The sequence below is a fragment of the Nocardia jejuensis NBRC 103114 genome (assembly GCF_001613145.1).
Taxonomy (GTDB): Bacteria; Actinomycetota; Actinomycetes; order Mycobacteriales; family Mycobacteriaceae; genus Nocardia; species Nocardia jejuensis.
Map to the genome: position 1 here is coordinate 12620 of NZ_BDBU01000068.1, position 26067 is coordinate 38686.

Here is a 26067-nt window from a genome sequence, read left to right on the forward strand (position 1 = left end):
CGGTCGAACGGGCGTTATGTGGCGGCCCGTTCGCTGAGAACTAGCGCACCGGGCAACGTGTGCCGCCCACAAAGAAACGTAAGGGCGCACGGTTGACAGTTGGACCTGGGCAGGTGAACGGGAGATGAACAAGGTGCCCCGATTGCGACGCGAGCGGTGTGACGTTAGCCGCAGCGTTGCTTCCGACCGGCCAAGTGAGCGCTACGGCGTGGCGGAGTACGCGACGTCCACGTGCGAGCGAGTGAATCCGAGGCGCGTGTAGGTGTGCACCGCGGCCAGGTTGTCGCCCTCGGTATAGAGCAGCACCTCGGCCAGGCCGCGGGCGCGCAGATAGTGCAGACCGGCCAGAGTGAGCAGGCGGCCGAGGCCCCGCCCCTGGGCGGCGGGATCGATGCCGACCACGTACACCTCGCCGACCGGCGGGTTTTCGTCGTAATGGATCTTGGTCCAGTGGAATCCGAGCACCGAATCCGGCGCGGCAGGATCGACGGCGAGGAAGAGCCCCTTCGGGTCGAACCAGGATTCGCTGCGACGCGCGTCGATGTCCTGGGCGGTCCAGCCACCCTGTTCCGGATGCCAGGCGAAGGCGGCGTTGTTCACGCGCAGCACCTCGGCGCCGTCGGAGGGCCCGGCGTAGGTGCGCAATTCGAGGCCGTCGGGCACCACGAGTTCCGGTAGCTCTGAAGTAGCCAGATCGCGGCGCATTTGCCACAATTCACGCGCTACGGACAGCTTCAGCCGGGCCGCGAGGGCCTGCGCGGGAGGCAGATCACCGTGCGCCCAGACCCGGGTGCCGGGTCCGCCCGCGGCCAGCGCGGAGCCGACCAGATCGGAGCCGAAGCCCCGGCCGCGATGCTCCGGATGGACCGCCACCTCGGCCATCGCCGGATGTTCGTCATGTGCGGCAACGAGATTCGCGTAACCCACCACGACACCGTCCGCGATCGCGACCCGATGCCGGGCGCCGGACTCGGCACTCAGCGACAGAACGGCCTGCTCGGACACGGGTGCGACGCCGTCCGCGGCCGTGGCCGACTCCAGCAGTTCCCGCACGGTCCGGGCGCGATCCGCGTCGAGCGTGGACTCCCAATACTCGCCGCCGCTCACTGGGCGGTGCCGTTCACCGGTGTCAGCTCTTCGTCGGAACCCTCGGCATCGGGGAAGGCGACGGCCGCCTCACCCTTGGCTCCCGACGAACGCGCCGGGCGCACGGCCTTGTAGCCGACATTGCGCACGGTGCCGATCAGCGATTCGTATTCGCTGCCGAGCTTGGCGCGCAGGCGTCGCACGTGCACGTCCACCGTGCGGGTGCCGCCGAAGAAGTCGTATCCCCAGACCTCCTGCAGCAGCTGGGCCCGGGTGAACACCCGGCCGGCGTGCTGCGCGAGGTACTTCAGCAGCTCGAATTCCTTGTAGGTCAGATCGAGCGGGCGACCGCGCAGCCGCGCGGTGTAGGTGCCCTCGTCGATGACCAGCTCGCCCAGGGTGATCTTGCCGGTGTTCTCCGGGCTCGCCACGCCACCGTTGCGCGCGACCAGCAGTCGCAGCCGGGCATCGAGTTCGGCGGGACCGGTGCCGGGCAGCAGGATGTCGTCCAGCCCCCAGTCCGCGTTCACCGCGACCAACCCGCCTTCGGTGAGCACCGCCACCACGGGCACCGAGGAACCGGTGCTGCCCAGCAACCGGCACAGACCGCGGGCGGCGGCCAGATCGGTGCGGGCATCGACCAGCGCCACATCGGCGGATCCGGCTTCCAACAGCGACGCGACCTCGGTCGGCGCGGGCCGAACGTGGTGCGGCAGCAATGCCAACGACGGCAACACCGCTTCGGGGTTGGGGTCGGAGGTCAGCAGGAGCAGCTCCACAGGGGGCCCTCCATCCCATCTGGCATGTGCGTGGCAACCGCTCTGTTCGCCACGACCGCATGCTGGTCATCACAGGTAATCGGTGCCTACATTAGCGTGCTTCCACCGACAGCCTCGCATTCCGGGCGTCCGTCGCTACCCCGGCTATCAGCGGAATCGAGCCGGAGGCGAGGCGCGGGCACCCCGTGCGGGAACATCGGCCGCCGTCAGGCAGCGGCAGCGGACGGCGCCGCGGGAGCCACCATTAGGGTGCACGTATGGCTTTCCGTCGGGTGATCATCGGTCTACTGTGCCTGGCCGGGCTGGTGGTTGTGCTCGACTTCGGCGCGGCGGCCTACTCCGAGTACCGGGTGTCGCGGCTGCTGCGCGACGGCTCGAATCTCAGTGCCGACCCCGAGGTCACCTTCCACGGCTTCCCGTTCGTGGCCCAGGCCCTGGACGACCGATACAAGAAGATCGAGATCCGGGCCCGGGCCATGCGCCCCGACATCCCCGGCGAGATCATGGTCGAGGCCACCCTCGAAGGCGTGCACATGCCGCTGGGCGATCTGGCCGACGGCACTGTGAGCAAGATCCCGGTGGATTCGGTGCAGGCCCGCATGCGGATCGAGCCGACCGAACTCGGCCGCCTGTTCAACATCCCCGATCTGCAGGTGTTCGGCCCGCCCGCCGACAAGTCCGACGGCTCGGGCGGATCCGGCGGCACCGGCATGACCACCGCGGGCGCGATCATCCTCACCGGCACCGTCCCGCTGGGCACCGAACCGCCGCTCACCGTGAGCGTGAACGGCCGCAGCGGCAGCCTGGTGAGCGTGCTGGCCGAGCTGCGCATCGACGGCGATCAGGTGCGGATCACCGCCACCGACATATACAAGGGCTCCACGGCCTCCCCCGCCTCGGTGGTGCCGGAACAGGATCGGCCCGTCGTGGTGTCCGAGCAGGATCGCGCCGCCGTGCTTGCCATGTTCACCCGTACCATCGATACCCGGGACCTGCCGTTCGGTATCCGGCCCACCAAGGTGGAGGCCAGCGGCGGGCAGATCGTTGTCGAGGGCAAGGGCAAGAACGTGACGGTGGATTTGGACAGGTTGCAGCAGCCGTGACCGCGCTGGCGATTCTGGCGGTAGCGGTGCTGGCGGCCCTCGGCGCCGGAATTCTGGTGCGCCGCAACGAGGGCCGCGTGCGCGAGAGCGCACCGAAGCCGGCCGTCACCGATACCGCGGCCGAATCGCCCCGCCTGGCCCTGCTCGCCGCCGCGGGCGTCGTCCCCGGACGACCCGCGGTGCTGCATTTCTCCGCCGACTGGTGTGGTCCCTGCGCGGCGGTGCGCCGCGTGGTGTCGGCCGTGGTCGCCGAGTTGGCCACCGCACCCGCGCCGCCCCTGGACATCGAGGTCGATATCGACGCGAATCCGGACCTCGCGCGCGAGCTGAACGTGCTCTCGCTGCCCACCACGTTCCTCTTCGATTCCACAGTGCGGGAAATGTTCCGTATCTCCGGAGTGCCCAAGGCCGTGGATTTGCGCACGTCATTGGCCCCGCTAACGGTTTCCGGGGCCGCCGAGTGATCAGCATTACGGACTCGGGGTCCAATTTCCCCCGGAAACCGGGTAAACTCCCCATCGTGGAATCCAACCGCGAGCTGATGCTCACCCGACGCCGCACGGTAGATCTGTGCCGGCTCGGCGGTTGTTGCTGCCTGTGCATGTAGCCGGTCGGCCTTTCCCCCGTTTCTTCTGACGCCGACCGGGTTTGTCCCCCGCCGTACGAGAGATCGCGTCGATCCTCCGGCGATCCGGCCAATCGACCTTCAGCGCAGGAGCATTCTCATGTCGGACTCTTCACGATCGACGTCATCACCGTCACCGGCCGCACCCGGCACCCCGCCCGCCGGGCAGGTCGACGTGCGCGGACCCCGGTTCGCCGCGTGGATCACCACCGCGGTGCTGGCGATCGTGCTCGTCGTCTCCGCCTTCTCCCTTCCCGCCGCCGCGATCCTGCTGGCCGTGCAGGCCGTGGTTTTCGCGCTCGGCGCGCAATTCGGTCCCGGCCGCAGTCCGTACGGCCGGATCTTCCGTGCCCTGGTCGCGCCCCGCATCGGTGCGCCGACCGAGCTCGAACCCGTTGCGCCGCTGCGCTTCGCGCAGCTGGTCGGCCTGATCTTCGCCGTGCTCGGCGTGCTCGGGTTCGTGGCCGGCAGCAGCGTCCTGGGCGCGGTGTTCACCGGCTTCGCCCTGTTCGCGGCGTTCCTCAACGCGGCCTTCGGCATCTGCCTGGGCTGCAAGATCTACCCCCTGGCCGCGCGCTTCCTGCCGAAGAACGCGTCCTCACAGACCGCCTGACCGCTCTCAACCGCCACCGCCTGACTCCGGCAGCAACACCGAAAGGAACAACATGGCTCGCTCCGATGCCCTGGTCTCCGCAGACTGGGTCGAAGAGAACCTGAACACCCCGGGCGTCGTCCTCGTCGAGGTCGACGAAGACACCTCCGCCTACGACCTGGGGCACATCGAGGGCGCCGTGCGTCTCGACTGGAAGAAGGATCTGCAGGACCAGGTCCGGCGTGACTTCGTCAACCGCGAGCAGTTCTCCGATCTGCTGTCGACCCGCGGCATCGGCAACGACGACACCGTCGTGCTGTACGGCGGCAACAACAACTGGTTCGCGGCCTACGCGTACTGGTACTTCAAGCTCTACGGCCACCAGGACGTGAAGCTGCTCGACGGTGGCCGCAAGAAGTGGGAGCTCGACGGGCGTCCGCTGGTCAAGGACGTCGTCGCGCGTCCGGCCACCGGTTACAAGGCCAGCGAGCAGGACCTGTCGATCCGTGCGTTCCGTGACGAGGCGATCAACGCCATCGGCTCGAAGAACCTGGTCGACGTGCGCTCCCCCGACGAGTTCTCGGGCAAGATCCTGGCTCCGGCTCACCTGCCGCAGGAGCAGTCGCAGCGTCCGGGTCACATCCCGTCCGCGATCAACGTGCCGTGGTCCAAGGCCGCGAACGAGGACGGCACCTTCAAGTCCGACGAAGAGCTGGCCACCCTCTACAAGGAGGCCGGTCTGGACGGCGAGAAGGAGACCATCGCCTACTGCCGTATCGGCGAGCGTTCCTCGCACACCTGGTTCGTGCTGCAGGAGCTGCTCGGCCACAAGAACGTCAAGAACTACGACGGGTCCTGGACCGAGTACGGGTCCCTCGTCGGTGCACCGATCGAGTTGGGAGCCTAATCACATGTGCGCAGCACCTACCCAGGGCCAGGCCCTGCCCGCCAACGTCGACGTCGAGAAGGAAACGGTCATCACCGGCCGCGTCCTGACCGCTGACGGCCAGACCGTGGGCGGCGCGTTCGTGCGCCTGCTCGACGGCAACGGCGACTTCACCGCCGAGGTCGTGGCCTCGGGCACCGGTGACTTCCGCTTCTTCGCCGCGCCGGGCTCGTGGACCATCCGCGCGCTGTCCGCGTCGGGCAACGGCACCGCCGCTGTCGCGCCCGAGGGCGCCGGCATCCACAGCGTCGACGTCGAGGTCGCCAAGTAGTACCGCCGCATCTCGAAAGACGGCCCCGGAGTTCGGTTTCCGGGGCCGTCTTTCGTATTCGGACACGGGCGCGCCGCGACCCGCCGCACGAGTCATTTCTCACGCCATCGGACGCGGCCCCGTTTTCACACGATCGAGTCGGTGCTATTAGACTCCGAGACGTGGTGCTTACCTTCGAGATTCTGCTGGTTCTCGTCTCCGTGCTGATCGCCTGGTTCGGTCTGTACGTCCTCTACCGGCTGTTCACCGAGTCGTGACCGACCCGGCACAGGAGAACATCGAGAACGGAGTGGCCAACGGGTCGGCGTCGAGTGCGTCGGCCAGGCCCAGCGGTGACCAGGCGGTCGCCGAGGCGGTCGAGCGCGCCAAAAGTACCGGTGTCCTGAACATCCCGGCGCTCGATGGTCTTCCGTTGCCCGTGGACACCGCGAACCTGCGGCTGGGTCCCGATCTGAGTTCCTCCATGCTCGCCCTGCTGCCGCTCGTGGGAGTCTGGCGCGGCGAGGGCGAGGGCAACGACCCGGACACCGGCGACTACCGCTTCGGTCAGCAGATCATCGTCGCGCACGACGGCGGCGACTATCTCACCTGGGAATCGCGTTCCTGGGTCATCGACAGCGAAGGCGAATACGCCGGCCCCGACCTGCGCGAGAGCGGCTTCTGGCGAGTCGGCATCGACGGTGACGACGAGGTGCTCGAGCTGCTGCTCACCCACTCGACCGGCATCGTCGAACTCTTCTACGGCCAGGCTCTGACCCAGTCCTCCTGGGAACTCGCCACCGACGTGGTGATCCGGAGCCAGTCCGGAGCGGTGGTCGGCGGGGCCAAGCGGCTCTACGGCATCGTCGAGGGCGGCGACCTCGGCTACGTCGAGGAGCGCATCGCCCCGGACGGCGCGCTCGAACCCCGCTTGTCGGCGCGCCTGCAGCGCTACGTCGGCTGAGGTTTCGCACACGGGCCGACCGAGGTTTCGCGCACGCGGCGCCCGGCCCACATACGCAGATCAGCCGGTCATCCCTGGGGATGACCGGCTGATCGCTTTTCGGGAACGACCCCCGAGCCGGTTACCCGCGGATGCAACATTCACGGGTCCCGATCGGACACGATCGGGGGCTCGGGGGCCGGGTATCTGCCTGGAATTCGCTCAGCGCTCGCGCTACGGAATCCCGTTGCAGCGGTAGCGCCTAGCGGACAGACACCTCACGCGTCCTCGAATTACTCATTATTCGAACCACCTCCTTTCCGTGTACAGACGAAAGTAGTCGGTTGCGGCAAACCCGGCAATCTATTTTCTCTGACCGCGAAATAGCAGGTCAGTTGCGGTTTTCGGGAATAGGCGGGATACGGCCGCGCTCATCGCTCACCGCAAGCTGCGGCTACCGCCCTACGTCGTGCACCTTCTCGTCCCTGCTGTCTCGTCCGACAGCCCGCGTCCGTGCCACGCGCCGCCGACGGTCGGTTCACACCGGCGGCATGATCCCCTCGCGGCTACCGCGCACCCTCGACCATGTCGACGACGCCGCCCGCCGCGACATCGACCACGGTGTCCGCCCGAGTGTCCGGTGGGAGTTGATGGGTGACCACCACGACGGTTCTGTCCGGGTCGACGAGGCCGCCGGCCGGGTCGAGCAGGCGGCGCAGCAGATCCGCTCCGGCCTGTGCCTCCAGGTGCTCGGTGGGCTCGTCCAGCAGCAGGATCCGAGCCGGGGAGAGCAGCGCCCGGGCCAGCAGGATCCGCCGCCGCTGGCCACCCGAGACCGCGGCCGCTCCTCCGATGAGATCGGTCCGCACGCCCTCGGGCAGGGTGTCGAGCCACGGGCCCGCGCCGACCGCGCGCAGGGCCTCCTCGGCCTCCTGCTCGGTGATGTCGCCGCGCGCCACCCGCAGGTTCTCCAGCACCGTGGTGCCGAACAGGTGCGCGTCCTCGGCGAAGAAGGTGGCGTCGGTGCGCTGGGCGCCGAACAGCCCGGCCCAGTGCATGAGCAGCGTCGTCTTGCCCGCCCCGCTGGGCCCGGTCACCGCGATCCGGCGGCCGTCGGGCAGATCCGGCAGCGTGAGCTCGATTGCCGCCCCGCCGGTTTCAGGGTGTTCCAGGGCGTCCAGCCGATGCAGCGCCGCGCGCCCGGTGGTGAGCGCCTGGGCGGCGGCGGGCAGTACCGCGACGGCTTCGAACGCCGAGAGCGGCACGAGGACCAGCACCGCGAACGCCATGGGTGAGATTCCGCCACCCGCGATCGTCTGGAATCCGGCCGTGTACACCGGGGATCCGCTGCCGTAGAGCACGATTCCGATCAGCAACGCCCCCAGCACACTCACACCGATCGAGAGCGGCAGCACCGCCGCCGACCACGCACTCCGCGACGCCGCGCTGTCCTCCGCCGCCACCGATCGCGCCCCGGCCCGCCGCGCCGCCCCGACAGCCTCCGAAAGCCTTCCCGCGACCCGCAATTCGGGTGCGTGATCCAGCACGGTCAATGCCTCGGCCGTGAATTCGGTCCGATCGGCCCGCACCGCGATCTCCGCCTCGCGCGCCGCCCGCGCGGAGAGCCACGGCGCGAGGACACCCGAAACGGCCAGCGCCACCGCGAGAATCAGCGCGGCGGGCACCGAAATGGCCGCGAGCAGTCCCACCGCCGCCACCGACAGCACGAACGCCACCGCGATGGGCACGAACGCCCGCACCACCACCGCGCCGAGGTCGTCGATATCGGCGCCGACGCGGCCCAGTAGTTCACCGCGCCGCAACTGCGTCGGATCCCCCTGCCGCCCAGCCGATCCCGCGCCGGACCGCCGCTCGGCAATGCTCACCGATCGCCCTGCGACGGGCCCCGCCGCACTCGAATCTCCCTGCCGGGCCGCCGATCCGATGGTGTCCGGTGAACCGCCGGAGGGAACCCGCGCTGCGGCGACACTCGTCGAATCGCGGCGAGGCCGCCAGATATCCGCTGCCGCCAGCGTCCGATAGGTCGTGGTCCGCGCTGCGCTCATCGACCGCAACGCCACATCGTGCGTGGCCAGCCGTTCCAGATACCGGCACAATCCCCGCGAAATCCCGAGCGCCCGCACCGTCACCACCGCGATGCTCAAGTCCAGCACCGGTGGCATCTGCCACGCGCGAGCGATCAGCCACGCCGCGAGCGCCGCGAGCCCGAGCCCACTCCCCAGCGCCGCCACCCCCCACGCCACGGAAACCCCCATGCGCCATCGCGACAGCTCGAGCAACTCCCGAATCCGCCGAAAGTCCGTCCACACCCCGCTCATCGCACACCTGCTTCCGCGCTACCCCCGCCGACCCCGAACGCCATCCCACTGCCCGACCGCTGAGCGGAATCGCGTGTGCCGACTCCGACGGGCCGATCACCGACGTACGGCGGATCCGCCGCGGTGGCCGGATCGGGAGCCGAGCCGGGTCGGGTGGAACGCACCTCCACGATGTGATCGGCCACGGCGAGGACGGCGGGGCGGTGCCCGACGAGGACGACCGTCGCCCCGGCCCGGGCCCGGGCGACCAGAGAGGTGAGGACGGAGTGCTCGGATGCCGAGTCCAGGTGGGCCGTGGGTTCGTCGAGCAGGAGGATGCGGCGATCGGCTGCCAGGGTTCGGGTCAGGGCCAGGCGCTGGCGCTGGCCGAGGGACAGGCCGGTGCCGCCGGTGCCGACCACGGTGTTCCAGCGGTCGGGGAGTTCGTCCAGGACCGCGTCGAATCCGGTTGCGGCGCAGGCGGCTTCGACCTCGTCTCGACCGGCGGGCGGGCCGAGGAGTTCCAGGTTGGCCTGGAGGGTGCCGGGCAGCAATACCGGGCGCTGCGGGAGCCAGGCGAGTCGGGACCACCACTGGTCGCGGTCGAGATCCCCGACCGGGGTGCCGTTCACCGTGACGTCCCCGCTGTCGGGGGTGACGAGTCCGAGAATCGCCTGCAGCGCGGTGGACTTGCCACTGCCGTTCGGACCGGTCAGCACCGTCACCGCGCCCGGCCGCAGCACTGCTGTCAGAGCATCCGGCGCGGCGCCATCGCGCGCGGCGACACTCAACTCACGAATCTCGATGCGGCCCGACGAATCATGGACATCGCCTGCTACGGCCTGAGCCCGAGAGGAGGCGACACCACCGTCTGCGGTACTCGTGGACGTGGCGGCAGGCTGCGACGCGATCTGTTCGGCCGACGAGCGGACCGTTCCCTCCCCCGCACCGTCCGGCACGACGGCCGCGCTGCTCGGGGATGCCTCGACGGCCTCGTGAGTCGAGCCGGCGGCCGGGTCCAGCACCGCGAAAGCCTTTTCCGCCGCGGCCATTCCGTCCTGGGCCGCGTGGAAGCGTTCGCCCACGGCGCGGAGCGGGAGGTAGACCTCGGGGGCGAGGATGAGCGCCACCAGCCCCGCGTAGAGACCCATGTTCCCGAACACCAGCCGCATACCGATCGAGACGGCGACCAGCGCCACGCACAGGGTGGCGAGCATTTCCAGGACCATGGAGGACAGGAACGCGATGCGCAGCGCGCCCATGGTCCGGCGGTGCAGCGAGTCACCCAGCTCACGCACCCGGGTCGCCATGGTGCGAGGTGGCTCGTTCCGCACCGGATCACGCTGTCCCGCAGCGGTCTCGCGGCCCAGCGCACGTAGGGTCGGCATGCCGGCGAACAGGTCGAGCAGCTGATCCGACAGTTGGGTGGTGGCGTTCAGGGTGGCCTCGGCGCGGCCCTGAGTCAGCAGGCCGATGAGGATCATGAATACCGGGATGAGGGGCAGGGTGACCGCGATGATCGCTCCGGACACCCAGTCGTGCACGGCGATCACCGCCAGCACGATGGGGGGAACCAGGCAGGACAGGATCAGCGCGGGCAGGTATCCGGCGAGGTAGGCGCGCAGCCCGGAGAGCCCGGAGCCCACCACGACCGCCAATTCGGTTCGGCGGCTCTCCAATTCGCGAGGCGGCAGCTGCGCCCCGGCCTCCAGCACCGCCGTCTCCAACTCGGCGACGACCTGCGCTCCGGCCCGGTGCGCGAGCCGCGACTGCCACCAGGTCGCGGTGACCCGAACGACCACGGCCGCCGCGAAAACCACCAGTTCCGCTGTCCACGAACCGATATCGCGACGGCCGGGCTCGGTGATCACTCCGGACAGCACGCGGGCCAGCGCCACCGCTCCGATCACGATGCAGACGGTGGTGGCCACGGACAGCCCCACGCTCAGCGTGAGATACCTGCGCGCCGTGCGGGCGTACCGCCACAGCCGCGGATCGATCGGCCGTGCCATTGCGACCTCCTCGTATGCGCGTGCCCCCCGATCCGGGAATCGGGGGGCACGCTGTCCTGCTCTGCGCTTCCGGTGAACCCGGGAGCTACCTCGTGAGAGTTACCGCGTGCCTGTCGTTTCGGTCTTCTCCGGCAGCAGTCCAACCGGAGCCGGGATGTGCTCCATGGTGAGCCGCTTGCGGAAGACCCAGTACGTCCAGGCCTGGTAGCACAGGACGATCGGAGTCATGACGACCGCCACCCAGCTCATCACGACCAGCGTGTAGTGCGTCGAGGACGCGCTCACGGTGCCGTCGCGGCCGTCGACGGTGAGGCTGTAGGCCGCGTCGATGGTGGAGGGCAGCACATCCGGGAACAGCGACCCGAACAGCAGCGCGGTGGCCGAGGCGATGGTCACCGCGGTGCCGGTGAAGGCCCAGCCGTCCCGGCCCTGGGTGGCCGCGAATCCCGCGATCAGGAGTCCGATCACCGCCAGTACCAAGGGAATCCAGGTCCAGCCGGTGCCGTAGGCGAGCTGGGTCCAGATGCCGAAGGCGGCGACCACGACGGCGGTCGGCACGAACAGGATCCGGATCAGCCGCTGCGCGTCGTCCCGGACCTCGTTGCCGGTCTTGAGCGCGATGAACACCGCACCGTGCAGCGCGAACAGCAGCGCCGTGGTGAGCGCGCCCAGCAGCGAGTACGGATTGAGCAGGTCGAACAGATTGCCTTCGATCTGCTTGCGCTCGTTGAGCTTCACGCCGTGCACGATGTTCGCGAACGCGAGGCCCCAGGCGATCGCCGGGATCCAGGAGCCCGCGCCGATGCCGACGTCGCACCAGAACCGCCACTTGGGATCGTTTATCTTGCTGCGGTATTCGATGGCGACCGCGCGCACGATCAGGCCGACCAGAATGAGCAGCAGCGCCAGATAGAACCCGGAGAACAGGCTGGCGTACCACTCGGGGAAGGCCGCGAACATGGCGCCGCCGCCGGTGAGCAGCCACACCTCGTTGCCGTCCCACACCGGTCCGATGGTGTTGAGCACGACGCGCTTCTTGACCTCGGATCCGCGGCCGATGATCGGCATCAGCATGCCGACGCCGAAGTCGAAGCCCTCCAGCACGAAGTAGCCGGTGAACAGCACGCCGATCAACAGGAACCAAAATACTTGCAGACTCATGCCCGACTCCTAGTAGGCGAAGGAAAGCTTCTCGACGGCTTCGGAGTCCCCGCCCGAGGTCGGGGTGTGGTCATCGTCGTGCCCGGAACCCGCGCCCATGGCGGGCGATTCCGGTCCGGCGACCACGTACCGGCGCATGAGGTAGAACCACACCACCGCGAGCACGCCGTACAGCAGGGTGAACACGATCAGCGAGGTGAGCACGGTGCCGGCGGCGACGCCGGATACGCCCTGCTGCACCGTCATCCGAATGTTCGGATCGCCGGTCGGGTTGGGCGCGACCACCCAGGGTTGGCGGCCCATCTCGGTGAACACCCAGCCCGCGCTGTTGCCCAGGAACGGGGTGAGGATCGCCAGGATCGAGAACCAGGAGAACCAGCGCTGGTCCGGCACCCGTCCACCCCGGGTGAGCCAGAATCCGGCCAGTACCAGCAGGATCGAGCCGGCCATGAAGCCGATCATGGCGCGGAAGGACCAGTAGGTGACGAAGAGGTTGGGCCGGTAGTCGCCGACGCCGTACTTCTCGTTGTAGGCCACCTGCAGATCCTTGACGCCTTCGAGCCGCACACCGCTGAACTTGCCTTCGGCCAGGTACGGCAGCACGCCGGGGACCTCGATGAGGTGATCCACGCTGTCGCAGTTGTTGTGCGTGCCGACGGTCAGGACCGAGAAGTCCGGATCGGTTTCGGTGTGGCACAACGATTCCGCCGAAGCCATCTTCATGGGCTGCTGTTTGAACATCAGCTTGCCCTGGATATCGCCGGTGAAAACCATTGCGACAGCGGCGACCACGATGACCCAGAGCCCGAACCGGGCGGCGGGCCGCCAGGTGACGCGGGCGTATTCGATGGGTGCGGTGTCGCCGAGTGCCTTGCCCTGCCGGGCTTTTCGCACCATCCACCATCCGGCGATGCCCGCGACGAAGGTGCCCGCGGTGAGGAACGCTCCGGCGACCACGTGCGGGAACGCCGCGAGCGTGGTGTTGTTGCTCAGCACCGCGCCGATGCTGGTGAGTTCGGCGCGTTTGGTGTCGGGGTTGTACTCCGCGCCGACCGGATGCTGCATGAACGAGTTGGCGGCGACGATGAAGTACGCCGAGGCGTTCACACCGATGGCGACGATCCAGATCGTCGCCAGGTGCACCTTTTTCGGCAATCGTTCCCAGCCGAAGATCCACAGGCCCAGGAAGGTCGATTCGAGGAAGAACGCGACCAGTGCCTCCATGGCCAGCGGTGCGCCGAAGACGTCACCGACGAAGCGGGAGTACTCGCTCCAGGCCATGCCGAACTGGAATTCCTGGACGATGCCGGTGGCGACGCCGAGGGCGAAATTGATCAGGAACAGCTTCCCGAAGAACTTGGTGAGGCGGTACCAGTGCTCCTTGCCCGTGACGACCCACGCGGTCTGCATGCCCGCGACGAGCGGGGCGAGGCCGATGGTGAGCGGCACGAAGATGAAGTGATAAACGGTGGTGATTCCGAACTGCCAGCGTGCGACGTCTACGACGCTCATCCGACCTCCTGCCGATCTACGACATGACGTAGTAAGTGACAGTACGCTTTCCGGTCGTCAGTTCAACATGTGCCGCGCCACAGTAAGCCAGGAATTTGCCGCAAACTGATCACCACTGCGCGGCAAGTCGGTCTCGGATCACCAGCCGTTGATGCTCCCCGGCTTGGACACCCCCCGATCGACCAGTTCGGCGATCTCGGCCGCATTGTCCGGAGCCGACATTCGCAGTCCGTCGAGCGAGTTGACCCGGGCCGCGAGCGTCACGCTCGACAGCATCCACACACTTTCGGCGGTGATCAGATCGGCGGTGAACAGCGGCTGGTACTTGCACTCCCAGCCGGCCTTCTCGGCCACCCCGAACAGCGCGCGCTGCGTGGTACCGGGCAGCACGCCGTTGCGAGCGGGCGGCGTGATCAGCTGTCCCTCCCGCGCGATGACCACCGTGGAGCGCGGACCCTCCAGCACCCGATGCTCGGTGCTGGTGAAGATGACGTCGTCCGCGCCCATCCGCTGCGCGAACCGCAGCGCGGCCATATTCGTTGCGTACGACAGGGTTTTGGCGCCGAGCAGCTGCCAGGGCGCGGCCTGCGCCAGGTCGATGGAGATACCGCGCGAGAGCGTGATCACCGAAACACCCTCGGTGCGCGCGGTTTTGATCCGTTCCGGCACCGGCAGCACCAAAACATAACCGGTGGTTGCGGGTTCGGACCCTGCCAGCCCGCTCGCCTTGGTAGCTGTCGGCTTGCTGGAGGCGGAGTGATTGCTGTCACGCCCGCGCGTGAGCACCATCCGCAGCAAGCCCTCGTGCTCGCTCCCCCACTCCTTGGCCGCCGTCTGCACGGCGCTCCGCCATGCGTCCAGGTTCGGCGCGGGCAACTCCAGTGCCTCCGCCGAACCCCGTAGCCGTGCCAGATGCAGTTCCAGCGCGCACGCCGTCCCCTCCCGCACCAGGACCGTTTCGAATACCCCGTCGCCGCGCAATGTGCCGATATCGTCCGCATACAGCAACGGCGCGTCCGGATCCCGGATCGCGCCGTCGAGTGTCACCAGAACTCGTTCCACCATGCGACCGACCCTAGGCCAGACTCACCCCAACCGGACGAAATCCCGCGCCACGTTCATCCACCTTGACCCAGACCGTGTCCCTGCGACCCGCGCCGTCCCCGCAACCCGCGCCCGACTCAGCGTCATCGCGACCCGCTCCCCAGCTCGGAGTCCTCGCGACCCATGCCCGACCCGCCATCCCCGCGACCCGCTCCCGGCTCGCCGTCCTCGCGACCTGCTCCCGCGCCCGACTCAGCGTCATCGCGGCCCGCTCCCTTGCTCGGAGTCCTCGCGGCCCACGCCCTGCCCGGTGTCTCCGACCGCGGCAACCGATCCGGTCCGATCGGGTGACGCCCGGGCACCTCGAATCCGGAGCGACACCTGCTCGCACCCCGCGAACGGACCCGAGACGACCCCGACCCGCTCGCGGAAGTCCCGGGCAGGCGGACGAGCGCTGTGATATCCCCGACCCGTGCGGGACGGTCCCGGCGTGGCGGAACGGCTAGGGTGGGTCTGTGTCCTCATCGGTTGCGCCCAGTCCGATTCTTCAGGTTCCAGGGGCCGTCGCGGGGCCCCCGGGTTCCGTGGATGCCGCGGTCGCCTGGCATTACGGCGATCCCCTGGGTGAACAGCGCGCAGCCGCGCAGCGCGTCGCGATGGTGGATCGTTCGCATCGGTTCGTCATCTCGATCACCGGCAAGGAACGCCTGACCTGGCTGCACACCATCTCCAGTCAGCACATCGCGGCGCTGGCCGACGGCGACTCCGCCGAGAATCTGGATCTGGATCTCAACGGCCGGGTCCTGCATCACTTCGTGCTCACCGATCTGGACGGCACGCTGTGGATCGACACCGAGGCCGAGCGCGGCCCGGATCTGCTGAGCTTCCTGAAGAAAATGGTCTTCTGGGCCGACGCGAAGCCCGAGGCCGCCCCCGATCACGCCGTGCTGAGCCTGCTGGGCCCGCGCGCCGAGAGCCTGCTCGACGCGCTCGGCATCACCGCGCTGCCCGAGGTGTACCGGGCCGTGGCGCTGCCCGGCGGTGGTTTCCTGCGCCGGATGCCGTGGCCCACCGACGACTCCTTCGACCTGATCGTCCCCCGCGACCACCTGGGCGAGCTGTGGGCGCGGTTGCGTGCGGCGGGTGTGGAGGCGGCGGGCATGTGGACCTTCGAGGCCCTGCGCGTGGCCGCCCTTCGCCCGCGCATCGGCATCGACACCGACGACCGCACCATTCCGCACGAGGCGAATTGGATCGGCGGCATCGAGGAACTCGGCGCAGTACACCTGAACAAGGGCTGCTATCGCGGGCAGGAGACGGTGGCCCGCGTCGCCAATCTCGGTAAGCCGCCGCGCAATCTGGTGCTGCTGCACCTGGACGGTTCCGCCGATTCTCGCCCCGAGCCGGGTGAGGCGGTGACCGCGGGCGGTCGCGCGGTCGGCGTGCTCGGCACCGTCGTCGATCACTACGAATTCGGCCCGATCGCGCTGGCCCTGATCAAGCGCAATGTCCCGGCCGACACCAAGCTGGAGGCCGGGCCGTGCGCGGCCGCCATCGATCCGGATTCCGTTCCCGCCCATGACGAACCGCAGGCCGGCCGGCTCGCCGTCGAGAAGCTCCGCGGTCGATGACCGAGCGCTGCGGCCGAGTGCTGGCCGTGTGCGTCGTGCATGCCGAATTGGAGGTGCGCGGGCGCGTCGGCCGCACCGCCATCGACAAACGTCCTGTGCCGCACCGGGTTCCGGTCCGGGCACTGGGTCTGGACGGCGATCACGTCTGCGATACCGAGCATCACGGCGGCAGGCATCAGGCCGTCTACGCCTACGCCGAGGAGGACGCGCACCGCTGGTCCACCGAATTGGCGCGAGACCTGCCGCCCGGCTGGTTCGGCGAGAACCTGCGCATCAGTGGGCTTCCCGTCAGCGACGCGGTGCTCGGCGAGCGCTGGTCCGTCGGTGACACGCTGCTGGAGGTGTCCGCACCCCGCGTCCCGTGCGCGACCTTCCAGCAGTGGTCCGGCGAACAGCAGTGGGTCAGGCGCTTCACCCTGCGGTCCGATACCGGCGCGTACTTCCGGGTCCTGACCGAGGGGACGATCGGCGTGGGTGACGAGGTTCGGGTGGTGCACGTCCCGGCGCACGGCATCACGGTCCGCGACCTGTTCACCGGAGCGGACCCCGATCTGCTGGACACCCTCCTGCTCTCCGAGCCGACCGTTTCCGAGGACGTCCGAATGCAGGTCGAGCGCCATCGCCGCCGGCACGCGAATGCCCAGCGCGCGAGCGCACCCGCCGATGACACGAAGAACACCGTCACCGACCTGAAGGGAGCCGAGGCATGAGCGTCGACCTGGTCGAGGTGGTGCGCTCGGGGTTCCGCGAGTGCGTGCACCGCGGTTCGGCGGTGATCCTGCGCGCGGACGGTGAGCCGCTGGTCGAGCTGGGCGCGGTGCACGGCCCGATCTTCCCGCGCTCCACCAACAAGCCGATGCAGGCGCTCACCCTGCTGCGCAATGGTTTCGAGCCGATCGACGATGCCGAACTCGCCATCGCCACGGCCTCGCATTTCGGCGAGCCCGATCACGTCGCGCTGGTGCGGCGGTTGCTGGATCGTTTCGGCTTCACCGAGGACGAGCTGGAATGCCCGCCGGATCTCCCCTTCGAGGAACAGGCCCGCGCCCGAGTGCTGGCCGGCAGCGATCGGGCCGGTGCCGCGCGCCGGATATTCATGAACTGTTCCGGCAAGCACGCCGCCATGCTCGCGACCTGCAAGATCAACGACTGGCCGACCCGCGGCTACCTCGATATCGGACACCCGCTGCAGCAGGCCGTGCTGTCCACCATCGCCGATGTCACGGGTGAGCCGGAGACGGATCTGGGCATCGACGGATGCGGTTTGCCGATCGTGCCGGTCTCGCTGGTGAACCTCGCTCGCGCGTACGCGACGCTGGCGACGGCCGAGCCCGACAGTCCCGAGCGACGGGTGGCGGACGCGATTCGTGCTCATCCGCGAGTGATTTCGGGCACGGACGGGCCGGATCTGCGGGTGATGGCCGCAACGCCGGGACTGGTCTGCAAGATCGGCGCGGACGGCGTGCACGCGGGTGCGCTCCCGGACGGCAGTGCGTTCGCCTACAAGATCGATGACGGCGCGGATCGGGCCCGGGTTCCGCTGACGCTGGCCATTCTGCAGCGTATGGGCATCGAGTGGACCGGCGCACACGCGGAATTGGCGGCCCCGCCGGTGCTCGGCGGCGATGCCCGGGTGGGCCTCGTGCGAGCGGTCCCCGGGGTGCTCTAGCCCCTGCCCGATGTCCGGATCTTCCCCTCGCGGCGGCACTTCGAGGCTTTCTGCCCCACTCCTGGAAGCGCGACCGCCTGACACACGCTAAAGTGTCTGACAGGAAGATTATTAATTCGAACGGGGCCGCCAACCAAACCCCAGGCCGCCCCGCAGTGACGCGAGGGGGTCAGCCATGGGACGCGGCCGGGCTAAGGCAAAGCAGACCAAGGTCGCACGTGAGCTCAAGTACAGCTCCGCGCCGACCGACTTCAACAACCTTCAGCGCGAGCTGTCGGGAAGTCCCGCCAGCCCGCAGCAGCGGAGTGGCGGCGTGATTTCCAGCGAGGACGACTCGAAGGAAACGCCGTCGTCCAGCTGGGACGACGGCGATTACGACGACTGGCGTCGCTGACTCGGATTGAATCGAGTGCACGGGGGAGGCCGCTGGCCTCCCTTTGGTACGTCGATGCGCGCCGATCGCGACGATATCGAGGCATGTAGAAACACCGGTGTTCCAACCTCACGGTAGGGGCGCTGGTGTGTTTTTCATTGTCCGCGCCCCGCTGACTTCGATGCTCGATCATCGAAAGTCAGCGGGGCACAGGCGTTTTCGCACACCTTCGGCTGCCCCTCGGGCAACACCGGCGTTACCCATGCCCGCACGCCCGGGCGAACGATACGAACGAACCCCGACCTACGACAGCGGCCCCGATCACTCGTGAGTGATCGGGGCCGCTGTCGTGGTTGCCAGGCGCTGTCGTGGTTGCAGGCGCTCAGAAGCGCGGGTGGTCTCCCACCAGCACGGCGCGCTCGGCGTCGTCGTCCTTGGCCTTCTTGACGGTGCCGAGGGTCCAGCACTCGATGTGGCGGGCGGTCAGGACCGCGAGGGCGCGGTCGGCGTCCTCGGGGGCCACGACGGCGACCATGCCGACGCCCATGTTGAAGGTCTTCTCCATCTCGATGCGCTCGACCCGGCCGCGCTGGGCGATCAGCTTGAACACCGGAGCCGGGTTCCAGGTGCCGCGATCCAGCTCGGCGACCAGACCGGCGGGCAGCACGCGAGCCAGGTTGTTCGCCAGGCCGCCGCCGGTGACGTGCGAGAAGGTCCGCACATCGGTCTCGGCGATCAGGGCCAGGCAGTCCTTGGCGTAGATCTTGGTGGGCTCGAGCAGTTCCTCGCCCAGGGTGCGGCCGAACTCCTCGACGTGGCCGGACAGCTGCATCCGGTCGATGTCCAGCAGCACCTTGCGGGCCAGGCTGTAGCCGTTGGAGTGCAGGCCGGACGCGCCCATGGCGATGACGACGTCGCCGGGGCGCACGCGGTCCGGGCCGAGCACGGCATCGGCTTCCACGACGCCGACGCCGGTGGCGGACAGGTCGTAGTCGTCCGCGCCCATCAGGCCGGGGTGTTCGGCGGTCTCGCCACCGAGCAGAGCGCAGCCGGCGATGACGCAGCCCTCGGCGATGCCGGCCACGATCTGCGCGACGCGCTCGGGGACGACCTTGCCGACGGCGATGTAGTCCTGCAGGAACAGCGGTTCGGCACCGCACACGACGAGATCGTCGACGACCATGGCGACCAGGTCCAGTCCGACGGTGTCGTGCTTGTCCATGGCCTGCGCGATGGCGATCTTGGTGCCGACGCCGTCCGTGGAGGCCGCGAGCAGAGGCTCCTTGTAGCCGCCCTTGAGCGCGAACAGTCCGGCGAATCCGCCGAGGCCACCCTGCACCTCGGGCCGGCTGGCCTTCTTGGCCAGCGGCGCGAACAGTTCGACTGCCCGGTCTCCGGCTTCGATATCCACTCCGGCCGCCGCATACGAGGCACCGGCGCCGCTGGGTGTCTGTTCAGTCATTGTCGGGGAGAGCTCCAAGCCGAATCGGTGGATAGATGCCAGCTCACGGTACCGGAGTCGGATAACGACCTTGCACCCGTATGGGTGCCTACCCGGTGTCATGCGGTGCCATCGGTGATCGGGACCACGATGGCGCCGCACGATCTCACACCGCGGCTCGAGCGCGTCGGCGCCGCTTTTCGATCGGGTCGGGAACCGGAACGGCGGCGACCAGGCGGCGGGTGTAGTCCTCGCGGGGGCGGCGCAGGATGTCGTCCCGGTCGCCCTGCTCGACCACTTCGCCCCGGCAGAGCACGGCGATCCGGTCGGCCAGCTGGTCGACGACGGCGAGGTCGTGGCTGATGAAAAGGCACGCCCAGCCGCACTCGCGCTGCAGCTGCGCGAACAGCTCCAGCACCTTCGCCTGCACCGACACGTCAAGGGCGCTTGTCGGCTCGTCGGCGATCAGCAGATCCGGGTTCAGCACCAGGGCGCGGGCGAGGCTGACCCGCTGGCGCTGCCCGCCGGACAGTTCGTGCGGATAGCGGCCCTCGGTGCCCTCCGGCAGTTGGACATCGTCGAGCAGCATCCGCACCCGCGCCCGGACCGCGGCCCGATTCCCGGCGCGATGCACGACCAGCGGTTCGGCCACGCAGTCACCGACCGTCAGCCGCGGATTGAGCGAGGTGGCCGGATCCTGGAACACGAATCCCAGCCGCCGGCGCAGCGGCCGCAACTTGCGCTCCGAGAGTCGCGTGATGTCCACGCCCTGAATCCGCACCACTCCCGAGGTGGCCCGCTGCAATCCCGCCGCGCACCGTCCGATGGTGGACTTGCCCGATCCGGATTCGCCCACCAGTCCCAGGGTTTCGCCCCGCTCGATGGTGAGGTTCACCCGGTTCACCGCCCGGAACCCACCGCGCCCCAGCCCGCCCGGGAACTCCACCACCAGATCCTCGACATCGAAAACCACACTGCCGCTGTCCGATCCGGCCCCGGGCACCTCCACATCCGGCAATCCCACCGACTCCAGCGAACCGATCCCACTCCACAGCGGTCCGGGCGCACTCTGCGTCGGACTTCCCGAGACCGCTCCGGCCGAGTCGTCGGGTCCGGCTGTGCTGTTCGGTTCCGGCGACGCGGCGGGCAGGGCCGCCGCGCGTTCGGCGGAGCCCAAGTGCGGGACTGCCGCCAGCAGTGCGCGGGTGTAGTCGTGGCGCGGGTTCGCGAAAAGCTCGTCCACGGGGGCTGTTTCGACCACACGGCCCGCGCGCATGACGACCACGCGGTCGGCGAGGTCGGCCACCACGCCCATATTGTGGGTGATCAGGATGATGGCGCTGCCGATGCGATCGCGCAGATCCCGCAGCAGCTCCAGGATTTCGGCCTGGACGGTGACGTCCAGGGCCGTGGTCGGCTCGTCGGCGATGATCACCTTGGGCTCGCACGCGATGGCGATGGCGATCATGACGCGCTGCTTCTGCCCGCCCGAGAGCTGGTGCGGGTAGTAGTCGACGCGGTGCTCGGGGTCGGGCAGGCCGACCATGCGCAGCAGTTCGATCGCGCGGGCCCGCGCGGCCTTGCGGGTCATATCGCCGTGTGCGCGAAGCGATTCCGCGATCTGGAATCCCGCGGTGAACAGCGGGTCCAGCGCGCTGCCCGGTTCCTGGAACACCATGGCGATATCCCCGCCGCGCACGGCGGTGAGCTGTCGTTCGGACATGGCGGTGACCTCGGCGGTCCCGAGCAGCACCTTGCCGCGCACCCGGGCGGTGCCCGGCAGCAGTCCGATGGCGGTGCGAGAACTCACCGATTTGCCCGAGCCCGACTCCCCGACCACGGCCAGCACCTCACCGGGGAACACCTCGTAGGACACATCGCAGACCGCGTTCACCGCCCCGGCGTCCGTGGCGAACGTGACCGACAGCGACTCGACAGCCAGTGCGGGACCGGTGTTCTCGCGATCGACGCGATTGTCCGGCATCAGCGTGTCCCCTTTCCCTCGTCCGAATCCGTCGTCTCACCCGGCGGCGTAGACGCTCCCCGGTCCTTCGCCGTCCCGGCCTCCAGCGCTCCCGTGCCCGGCGTTCCCTTCTCCGGCGCTCCGGGGTCGGTCGGTCCCGCCTCCGGCGCTCCAGGGTCGGTCGGTCCCACCTCCGACGCTCCAGCACCCGACGGTCCCGCCTCCGGCGCTCCAGAGTCGGTCGGTCCCACCTCCGACGCTCCAGCACCCGACGGTCCCGCCTCCGGCGCTCCAGGGTCGGTCGGTCCCACCTCCGACGCTCCAGGACCGGATTGCCCCACCTCCGGAACCTCCGCCGCGGGGGCATCGGGGCCCTCCGCGGCGGCGGTCCCGGGGACCGATTCCGCGGCATCGGAATCGGAACCCACGGCGGTGGAATCGGTTTCGGTGGTGTCGGCTACGGAGTCACCGGGTGCGGTGGCGGCGCTTTCGGCCGCGTCACCTTCGGCGGCGTCCGGCGCGGTGGCCGATACCGCGACGGCCGGTGCGTCGGGCACCTGCGCCGCCGCGGTATCGGGTTCCGCGTCCACCCCGCGCCGAGTGCGCAGCAGCGGGTTGAACACTTCGTTGAGGCTCTCCCCCACCAGCGTCATGCCGAGCACCACCAGCACGATGGCGACGCCGGGATACACACCGGTCCACCAGATTCCGTTGGAGACGTCCGACAGCGCCTTGTTGAGGTCGTAGCCCCATTCGGCGGCCTGGGTGGGTTCGATGCCGAACCCGAGGAAGCCGAGCCCGGCCAGGGTGAGGATGGCCTCGGCCCCGTTCAGTGTGATGATCACCGGCAGCGAGGAGGTGACGTTGGCGAGGATGTGCCGGAACAGGATTCGCCCGACCGAGGCCCCGCTCACCCGCGCCGCGTCGACATACGGCTCGTGCTTGACCGAGACCGTCGCATTGCGCACCACCCGGAAGTACTGCGGCACGAAGATCACCGTGATCGCCACCGCGGCCGAGAGCACGCCGCCCAGGCTGCTGGAGTTGCCGCCCGCCACCACGATCGAGACCACGATGGCCAGCAGCAGCGTGGGGAACGCGTACATGGCGTCCATGAACAGCACCAGTACGCGATCGAGCCAGCGCCCGACATAGCCGGACAGCAATCCCAGTGGCACGCCGACGAACAGCGAGAGCACCAGTGAGACCGCGATGACGTACAGCGCGGTCCTGGCCCCGAACAGAACCCGGGACAGCACGTCCTCGCCGCGGACCGAGGTGCCGAACCAGTGCTGTGCCGAGGGTGCGCCCTGGCGCACGAAATCCACTCCGTCCGAGGAGTTCTGAGCGAATCCGTAGGGCGCGAGCAGCGGCGCGAAGACCGCGATGACCAGGAACGACGCGATCAGCGCGAGTCCGAACACCAGTGTGGCGCGCTGCAATCCGTGCGTCAGCGCGAAAAGTCGCAGACCGGGTATGCCGCGCCGCCGCCCCCTCATTTCGAGCGGCGGCGCGGCCGGTTCGGTGATCACTTCCGGAGCAGCGGTCATCAGAACCTCACCCTCGGGTCGATGAGCGCGACGATCACGTCCACGAAGAAGCTCATGACCGCCACCACCAGCGCGATGAAGGCCACGATCCCCTGCACCGCGATGAAGTCGCGCGCCTGCAGATATTCGGTGAGTTGGTAACCCAGGCCCTTCCATTCGAAGGTGCGCTCGGTGAGCACCGCGCCACCGAGCATGCTGGCGATGTACATGCCCATGACGGTGACGACGGGGATGAGCGCGTTCCGGAAGGCGTGCCGCCGCGTGACCACTCGGGCGGACAGTCCCCTGGCGCGCGCGGCATCCACGAAGTCGCTGCGCAGGGTCTGGATCAGATTGATCCGCACCAGCCGCAGGAACACTCCCGCGGTCAGCAGGCCGAGCGCGATCGCGGGCAGCACAGCGTGTTTCAGCACGTCTTCGAGGTATCCCATATCGCCGTACAGCAGCGCGTCCACAACCAGGATGTTGGTCTTGGGCGACACGTTCTGCAGGTCCAGTTCCACACTGGTGCTCGCGCGCCCGGCCACCGGCAGCCAGCCGAGCTTCACCGCGAACACCAGTTTCAGCAGCAGACCGACGAAGAACACCGGCGCCGCGTAGGCCAGGATGGCGAACAGTCGCAGACCCACATCGGGTGCGGTGTCGCGGCGGGTCGCCGCGTACCGGCCCAGCGGGATGCCCACGGCGAACGCCACTATCAAGGCCCAGACCACCAGCTCCAGGGTGGCCGCGCCGTAGGTGGCGATCACGTCGGTGATCGCCCGATTGTCCTGTGAGCGGCCGAAATCCCCGCGGGCGAGCCCGGAGATGTAGTCCCAGTACTGACTCAGGATCGGCCGGTCGAGGCCGGCCGCGTGTTTGCGTGCCGCGATCTGGTCGGGGGGCAGGCGTCCGCCCAGCGCCGCCGTGATCGGATCGCCCACCACTCGCATCAGGAAGAACACGACGGTCACCAGGATCCAGGTGGTGGGGATGATCAGCAGCAGGCGAATTCCGAGGTACCGCAGCAGTTGACCGGAGATCACTTGCTCAGCACGCCGTAGCGGAACTTGAACGAGGGATCGAGGGTGTCCTGGACACCCTGAACGTCCGTGCCCGCCACCGCGATCTGCTTACCCGACAGCAGCGGGATGATCGGCAGGAAGTCCTGTGCGAGGGACCGCTGCACGGTGGCCAGGGCGGTGGTGCGCTTGGCCGGATCGACCTCGGTGATTTCGGCGAGCAGTTCGGAGGTGATGCGCGGATCCTCGAAGTGGGTCTGCAGCATGTTGTTCGGCGCGAAGAACGGGGTCAGGTAGTCATCGGCGTCCGGGTAGTCCGGGAACCAGCCGAACTGGAAGATCGGGTAGCCGTCGCGGGCGCGCTCGTTCTGGTACGACACCCATTCGGTGGATTGCAGATTCACCTTGAACAGCCCGGTCGCTTCGAGCTGCGCCTTGATCGCGGCGTACTCCTCCGAGGAGGTGCTGCCGTAGTGGTCGGTGTTGTACTGCAGGTTCAGCTGCACCGGGGCGGGCAGGCCGGATTCGGCCAGGAACTTGGTGGCGGCGTCCTTGTTCGGCTTGGCCCCGTAGATGTCCTTGAACGGCTCGGTCGCGCCCGGAACACCCTGCGGCACCGAGGAGTACGCGGCGGAGTAGGTGCCCTTGTAGACCGAGGACGCCAGCGCGTCGCGGTCGAGCGAGGAGGCGATGGCCTTGCGCAGCGCCAGTTTCTGGGCGGGGGTGCCGCCCGGCATGGTGTTCATGTTGAACACGAAGTAGCGCAGCTCGCCGCCGGGCCCCTCGTGCACGGTGACCTTGCTGTCTCCGCGCAGCGAGTCGATGTCGGTGGGCGTGAGCGATCGGTAGGCGACGTCGATATCACCCTGCTGCACTTCGAGTTTCAGGTTCTCCGAGGCCGCGTAGTACTTGACCGACACCTTCTCGGTCTTGGCCTTGCCGAAGGTGCCGTCGTAATCCGGGTTGGCCTGATACGAGACAAGCTTGTTCTTGTCGTAGCTGCTGATCGTGTACGGACCGGAGAAGGGCTTGGCCTTCACCACCTCGTTGTCGTCGAGCAGTTTGTCGACCGGGAAGGACTTCTCGTCGATGATGGCGCCGGCCTGGGTGGGCAGGATCGCCGCGAAGGTCTGGTCGTTGGGCACCTTCAGCGTGAAATTGACGGTGAGGGGATCGGCGGCCTCGGTCTTGGCGAGGTTGCCCAGCAGCGAGGCCGGGCCGTTGGGATCGTTGAGACTCAGCATTCGGTCGAACGAGAACTTGACGCTGGCCGAGGTCAGCGGGTTGCCGTTGGCGAATTTCAGGCCCTGCTTGAGCGTGCAGCTGTACACCGTCGGCGAGGTGAACGAACACTTCTGCGCCGCATCGGGTTTCGGAATCGCCTCGCCGGGAGCGAAGTTCAGCAGGAACTGATAGACCTGCGTCTCCACCGCCAGCGAGCCGTTGTCGTAGGCCGCGGCCGGGTCGAGGGAGAAGATCTTGTCGGTGGTGCCGATGACCAGTCCGGCGTCACCCCCGCCGCCTCCCGTTCGTCCGGACCCACAGCCGGCGATCGCCAGGACCGTCAGTCCCGCAACTCCCACTGCCGCAACTCTCTTCGCGCGCATACTGCCCCACTCTCGAAACGCGGCGCGCGTGCCGGATTGCGGCCCCGCCGCGCCGCGGTGGACTTCGTTTGGCTGCGGACAGTATCGGCGTGTCGTTGCCGACATGTTGCGTTTATGGACAAACGGATCATTTTTCGGTCATGAACACGCACGCGCCGTTGTCACAAGTGCGCCAACGGATTTGGCCCGCATTCCGCCCGCGATCGCGTGGCCTGCGGGCTCTCGCCTGCGGTTATAACCGGTTGAAAGGTGGGACGTCCCACTCCGCGAGACAACGGAGATATTCTCCAGCAAACTTCTCGCCACCGAATGATCTTCACTCTCCGGACAATCCACCCGAGCCTCGATCGCCGGCCCGCCCCACGACTCGCCGCGACGCCGCCACCGGCACGCGGCAATCACCCGGCCACCTCCCGGCGCGCCCGCGCCCGACCACCTCCCGGCGCGCCCGCGCCCAACCA

The 26067-nt window shown here is 68.5% G+C and carries 21 protein-coding genes and 1 pseudogene; 10 read left to right on the forward strand and 12 right to left on the reverse strand.

Going from position 1 to position 26067, the window contains the following annotated elements; all coding sequences use genetic code 11:
* Positions 1 to 201 precede the first annotated feature (201 nt).
* A complete protein-coding gene (mshD, locus tag NJ1_RS35795; protein WP_067704137.1) occupies positions 202 to 1107 on the reverse strand; it encodes a mycothiol synthase in 906 nt (301 codons plus the stop codon).
* Positions 1104 to 1865, reverse strand: coding sequence for a winged helix-turn-helix transcriptional regulator (locus NJ1_RS35800; protein ID WP_067704140.1), 762 nt, complete (start codon positions 1863 to 1865; stop codon positions 1104 to 1106). The genes mshD and NJ1_RS35800 overlap by 4 nt, the downstream gene beginning before the upstream one ends.
* Positions 1866 to 2122: 257 nt before the next feature.
* On the opposite strand from NJ1_RS35800, the gene NJ1_RS35805 reads away from it, so the two are divergent.
* The 6 genes from NJ1_RS35805 to NJ1_RS35830 all read left to right on the forward strand — a co-directional run bounded on the left by NJ1_RS35805 (position 2123) and on the right by NJ1_RS35830 (position 6345).
* Positions 2123 to 2968, forward strand: coding sequence for an LmeA family phospholipid-binding protein (locus NJ1_RS35805; protein WP_067704143.1), 846 nt, complete (start codon positions 2123 to 2125; stop codon positions 2966 to 2968).
* On the forward strand, positions 2965 to 3432 hold the full coding sequence (locus NJ1_RS35810; protein ID WP_067704146.1) for a thioredoxin family protein: 468 nt from the start codon (positions 2965 to 2967) through the stop codon (positions 3430 to 3432). The genes NJ1_RS35805 and NJ1_RS35810 overlap by 4 nt, the downstream gene beginning before the upstream one ends.
* A 261-nt stretch (positions 3433 to 3693) precedes the next feature.
* Positions 3694 to 4206, forward strand: coding sequence for a DUF4395 domain-containing protein (locus tag NJ1_RS35815; RefSeq protein ID WP_067704149.1), 513 nt, complete (start codon positions 3694 to 3696; stop codon positions 4204 to 4206).
* A gap of 52 nt (positions 4207 to 4258) precedes the next feature.
* Positions 4259 to 5092, forward strand: coding sequence for a sulfurtransferase (locus NJ1_RS35820; protein ID WP_067704152.1), 834 nt, complete (start codon positions 4259 to 4261; stop codon positions 5090 to 5092).
* A 4-nt stretch (positions 5093 to 5096) separates the two neighbouring features.
* Positions 5097 to 5402 (forward strand): DUF1416 domain-containing protein, encoded by a 306-nt coding sequence (locus NJ1_RS35825; RefSeq protein WP_067704154.1) that lies wholly within the window; start codon positions 5097 to 5099, stop codon positions 5400 to 5402.
* A 277-nt stretch (positions 5403 to 5679) separates the two neighbouring features.
* The gene (locus tag NJ1_RS35830) at positions 5680 to 6345 is read left to right on the forward strand and encodes a heme-binding beta-barrel domain-containing protein (RefSeq protein WP_067704193.1); all 666 of its coding nucleotides are present in this window, start codon (positions 5680 to 5682) and stop codon (positions 6343 to 6345) included.
* Positions 6346 to 6890: 545 nt separating this feature from the next.
* Here NJ1_RS35830 and NJ1_RS35835 read toward each other — a convergent pair.
* From NJ1_RS35835 to NJ1_RS35855, 5 genes are all read right to left on the reverse strand, one after another.
* Positions 6891 to 8663: an ATP-binding cassette domain-containing protein gene (locus tag NJ1_RS35835; RefSeq protein WP_084479206.1), complete on the reverse strand. Its 1773-nt coding sequence runs from the start codon at positions 8661 to 8663 to the stop codon at positions 6891 to 6893.
* Positions 8660 to 10654, reverse strand: a complete 1995-nt coding sequence (cydD, locus tag NJ1_RS35840; protein WP_067704157.1) for a thiol reductant ABC exporter subunit CydD — start codon at positions 10652 to 10654, stop codon at positions 8660 to 8662. Before cydD ends, NJ1_RS35835 begins: the two co-directional genes overlap by 4 nt.
* 99 nt (positions 10655 to 10753) lie before the next feature.
* A complete protein-coding gene (gene cydB, locus NJ1_RS35845) occupies positions 10754 to 11815 on the reverse strand; it encodes a cytochrome d ubiquinol oxidase subunit II (protein ID WP_067704159.1) in 1062 nt (353 codons plus the stop codon).
* Between the two features lie 9 nt (positions 11816 to 11824).
* Positions 11825 to 13327, reverse strand: a complete 1503-nt coding sequence (locus NJ1_RS35850) for a cytochrome ubiquinol oxidase subunit I (protein ID WP_067704162.1) — start codon at positions 13325 to 13327, stop codon at positions 11825 to 11827.
* A gap of 138 nt (positions 13328 to 13465) precedes the next feature.
* Entirely contained in the window at positions 13466 to 14392 is a 927-nt protein-coding gene (locus NJ1_RS35855) for an aminodeoxychorismate lyase (protein ID WP_067704165.1), read from the reverse strand.
* 494 nt (positions 14393 to 14886) lie between these two features.
* Here NJ1_RS35855 and ygfZ point away from each other — a divergent pair, with 494 nt between their 5' ends.
* From ygfZ to NJ1_RS35875, 4 genes are all read left to right on the forward strand, one after another.
* Positions 14887 to 16002, forward strand: a complete 1116-nt coding sequence (ygfZ, locus tag NJ1_RS35860) for a CAF17-like 4Fe-4S cluster assembly/insertion protein YgfZ (RefSeq protein WP_067704168.1) — start codon at positions 14887 to 14889, stop codon at positions 16000 to 16002.
* On the forward strand, positions 15999 to 16712 hold the full coding sequence (locus tag NJ1_RS35865; RefSeq protein ID WP_067704170.1) for an MOSC domain-containing protein: 714 nt from the start codon (positions 15999 to 16001) through the stop codon (positions 16710 to 16712). The genes ygfZ and NJ1_RS35865 overlap by 4 nt, the downstream gene beginning before the upstream one ends.
* Entirely contained in the window at positions 16709 to 17671 is a 963-nt protein-coding gene (locus NJ1_RS35870; RefSeq protein ID WP_067704172.1) for an asparaginase, read from the forward strand. Before NJ1_RS35865 ends, NJ1_RS35870 begins: the two co-directional genes overlap by 4 nt.
* Positions 17672 to 17846: 175 nt before the next feature.
* Complete coding sequence (locus tag NJ1_RS35875) at positions 17847 to 18065, forward strand: DUF3073 domain-containing protein (RefSeq protein ID WP_067704175.1); 219 nt, start codon at positions 17847 to 17849, stop codon at positions 18063 to 18065.
* A 361-nt stretch (positions 18066 to 18426) separates the two neighbouring features.
* On the opposite strand, the gene purM is transcribed toward NJ1_RS35875, so the two are convergent.
* From purM to NJ1_RS35900, 5 genes and pseudogenes are all read right to left on the reverse strand, one after another.
* Positions 18427 to 19506, reverse strand: a complete 1080-nt coding sequence (gene purM / locus NJ1_RS35880; protein WP_067704178.1) for a phosphoribosylformylglycinamidine cyclo-ligase — start codon at positions 19504 to 19506, stop codon at positions 18427 to 18429.
* A gap of 145 nt (positions 19507 to 19651) precedes the next feature.
* Entirely contained in the window at positions 19652 to 21469 is a 1818-nt protein-coding gene (locus NJ1_RS35885) for an ABC transporter ATP-binding protein (RefSeq protein WP_067704181.1), read from the reverse strand.
* Between the two features lie 569 nt (positions 21470 to 22038).
* Positions 22039 to 22947 (reverse strand): annotated as a pseudogene (locus NJ1_RS35890) (ABC transporter permease); the annotation flags it as partial.
* 50 nt (positions 22948 to 22997) lie between these two features.
* The gene (locus NJ1_RS35895) at positions 22998 to 24020 is read right to left on the reverse strand and encodes an ABC transporter permease (RefSeq protein WP_067704196.1); all 1023 of its coding nucleotides are present in this window, start codon (positions 24018 to 24020) and stop codon (positions 22998 to 23000) included.
* Positions 24020 to 25606 carry an ABC transporter substrate-binding protein gene (locus NJ1_RS35900; protein ID WP_084479207.1) on the reverse strand — a complete coding sequence of 529 codons (1587 nt, stop codon included), beginning with the start codon at positions 25604 to 25606 and terminating at the stop codon, positions 24020 to 24022. The genes NJ1_RS35895 and NJ1_RS35900 overlap by 1 nt, the downstream gene beginning before the upstream one ends.
* Positions 25607 to 26067 lie beyond the last annotated feature (461 nt).

What these genes read in the sequence shown, in the direction of transcription:
- NJ1_RS35805 (WP_067704143.1), top strand. Translation starts at nt 2,123, where the DNA reads ATGGCTTTCCGTCGGGTGATCATCGGTCTACTGTGCCTGGCCGGGCTG.
- NJ1_RS35815 (WP_067704149.1), top strand. Translation starts at nt 3,694, where the DNA reads ATGTCGGACTCTTCACGATCGACGTCATCACCGTCACCGGCCGCACCC.
- NJ1_RS35820 (WP_067704152.1), top strand. Translation starts at nt 4,259, where the DNA reads ATGGCTCGCTCCGATGCCCTGGTCTCCGCAGACTGGGTCGAAGAGAAC.
- NJ1_RS35825 (WP_067704154.1), top strand. Translation starts at nt 5,097, where the DNA reads ATGTGCGCAGCACCTACCCAGGGCCAGGCCCTGCCCGCCAACGTCGAC.
- NJ1_RS35835 (WP_084479206.1), bottom strand. Translation starts at nt 8,663, where the DNA reads ATGAGCGGGGTGTGGACGGACTTTCGGCGGATTCGGGAGTTGCTCGAG.
- cydD (WP_067704157.1), bottom strand. Translation starts at nt 10,654, where the DNA reads ATGGCACGGCCGATCGATCCGCGGCTGTGGCGGTACGCCCGCACGGCG.
- cydB (WP_067704159.1), bottom strand. Translation starts at nt 11,815, where the DNA reads ATGAGTCTGCAAGTATTTTGGTTCCTGTTGATCGGCGTGCTGTTCACC.
- NJ1_RS35850 (WP_067704162.1), bottom strand. Translation starts at nt 13,327, where the DNA reads ATGAGCGTCGTAGACGTCGCACGCTGGCAGTTCGGAATCACCACCGTT.
- NJ1_RS35855 (WP_067704165.1), bottom strand. Translation starts at nt 14,392, where the DNA reads ATGGTGGAACGAGTTCTGGTGACACTCGACGGCGCGATCCGGGATCCG.
- NJ1_RS35865 (WP_067704170.1), top strand. Translation starts at nt 15,999, where the DNA reads ATGACCGAGCGCTGCGGCCGAGTGCTGGCCGTGTGCGTCGTGCATGCC.
- NJ1_RS35870 (WP_067704172.1), top strand. Translation starts at nt 16,709, where the DNA reads ATGAGCGTCGACCTGGTCGAGGTGGTGCGCTCGGGGTTCCGCGAGTGC.
- NJ1_RS35875 (WP_067704175.1), top strand. Translation starts at nt 17,847, where the DNA reads ATGGGACGCGGCCGGGCTAAGGCAAAGCAGACCAAGGTCGCACGTGAG.
- purM (WP_067704178.1), bottom strand. Translation starts at nt 19,506, where the DNA reads ATGACTGAACAGACACCCAGCGGCGCCGGTGCCTCGTATGCGGCGGCC.
- NJ1_RS35885 (WP_067704181.1), bottom strand. Translation starts at nt 21,469, where the DNA reads ATGCCGGACAATCGCGTCGATCGCGAGAACACCGGTCCCGCACTGGCT.
- NJ1_RS35900 (WP_084479207.1), bottom strand. Translation starts at nt 25,606, where the DNA reads ATGCGCGCGAAGAGAGTTGCGGCAGTGGGAGTTGCGGGACTGACGGTC.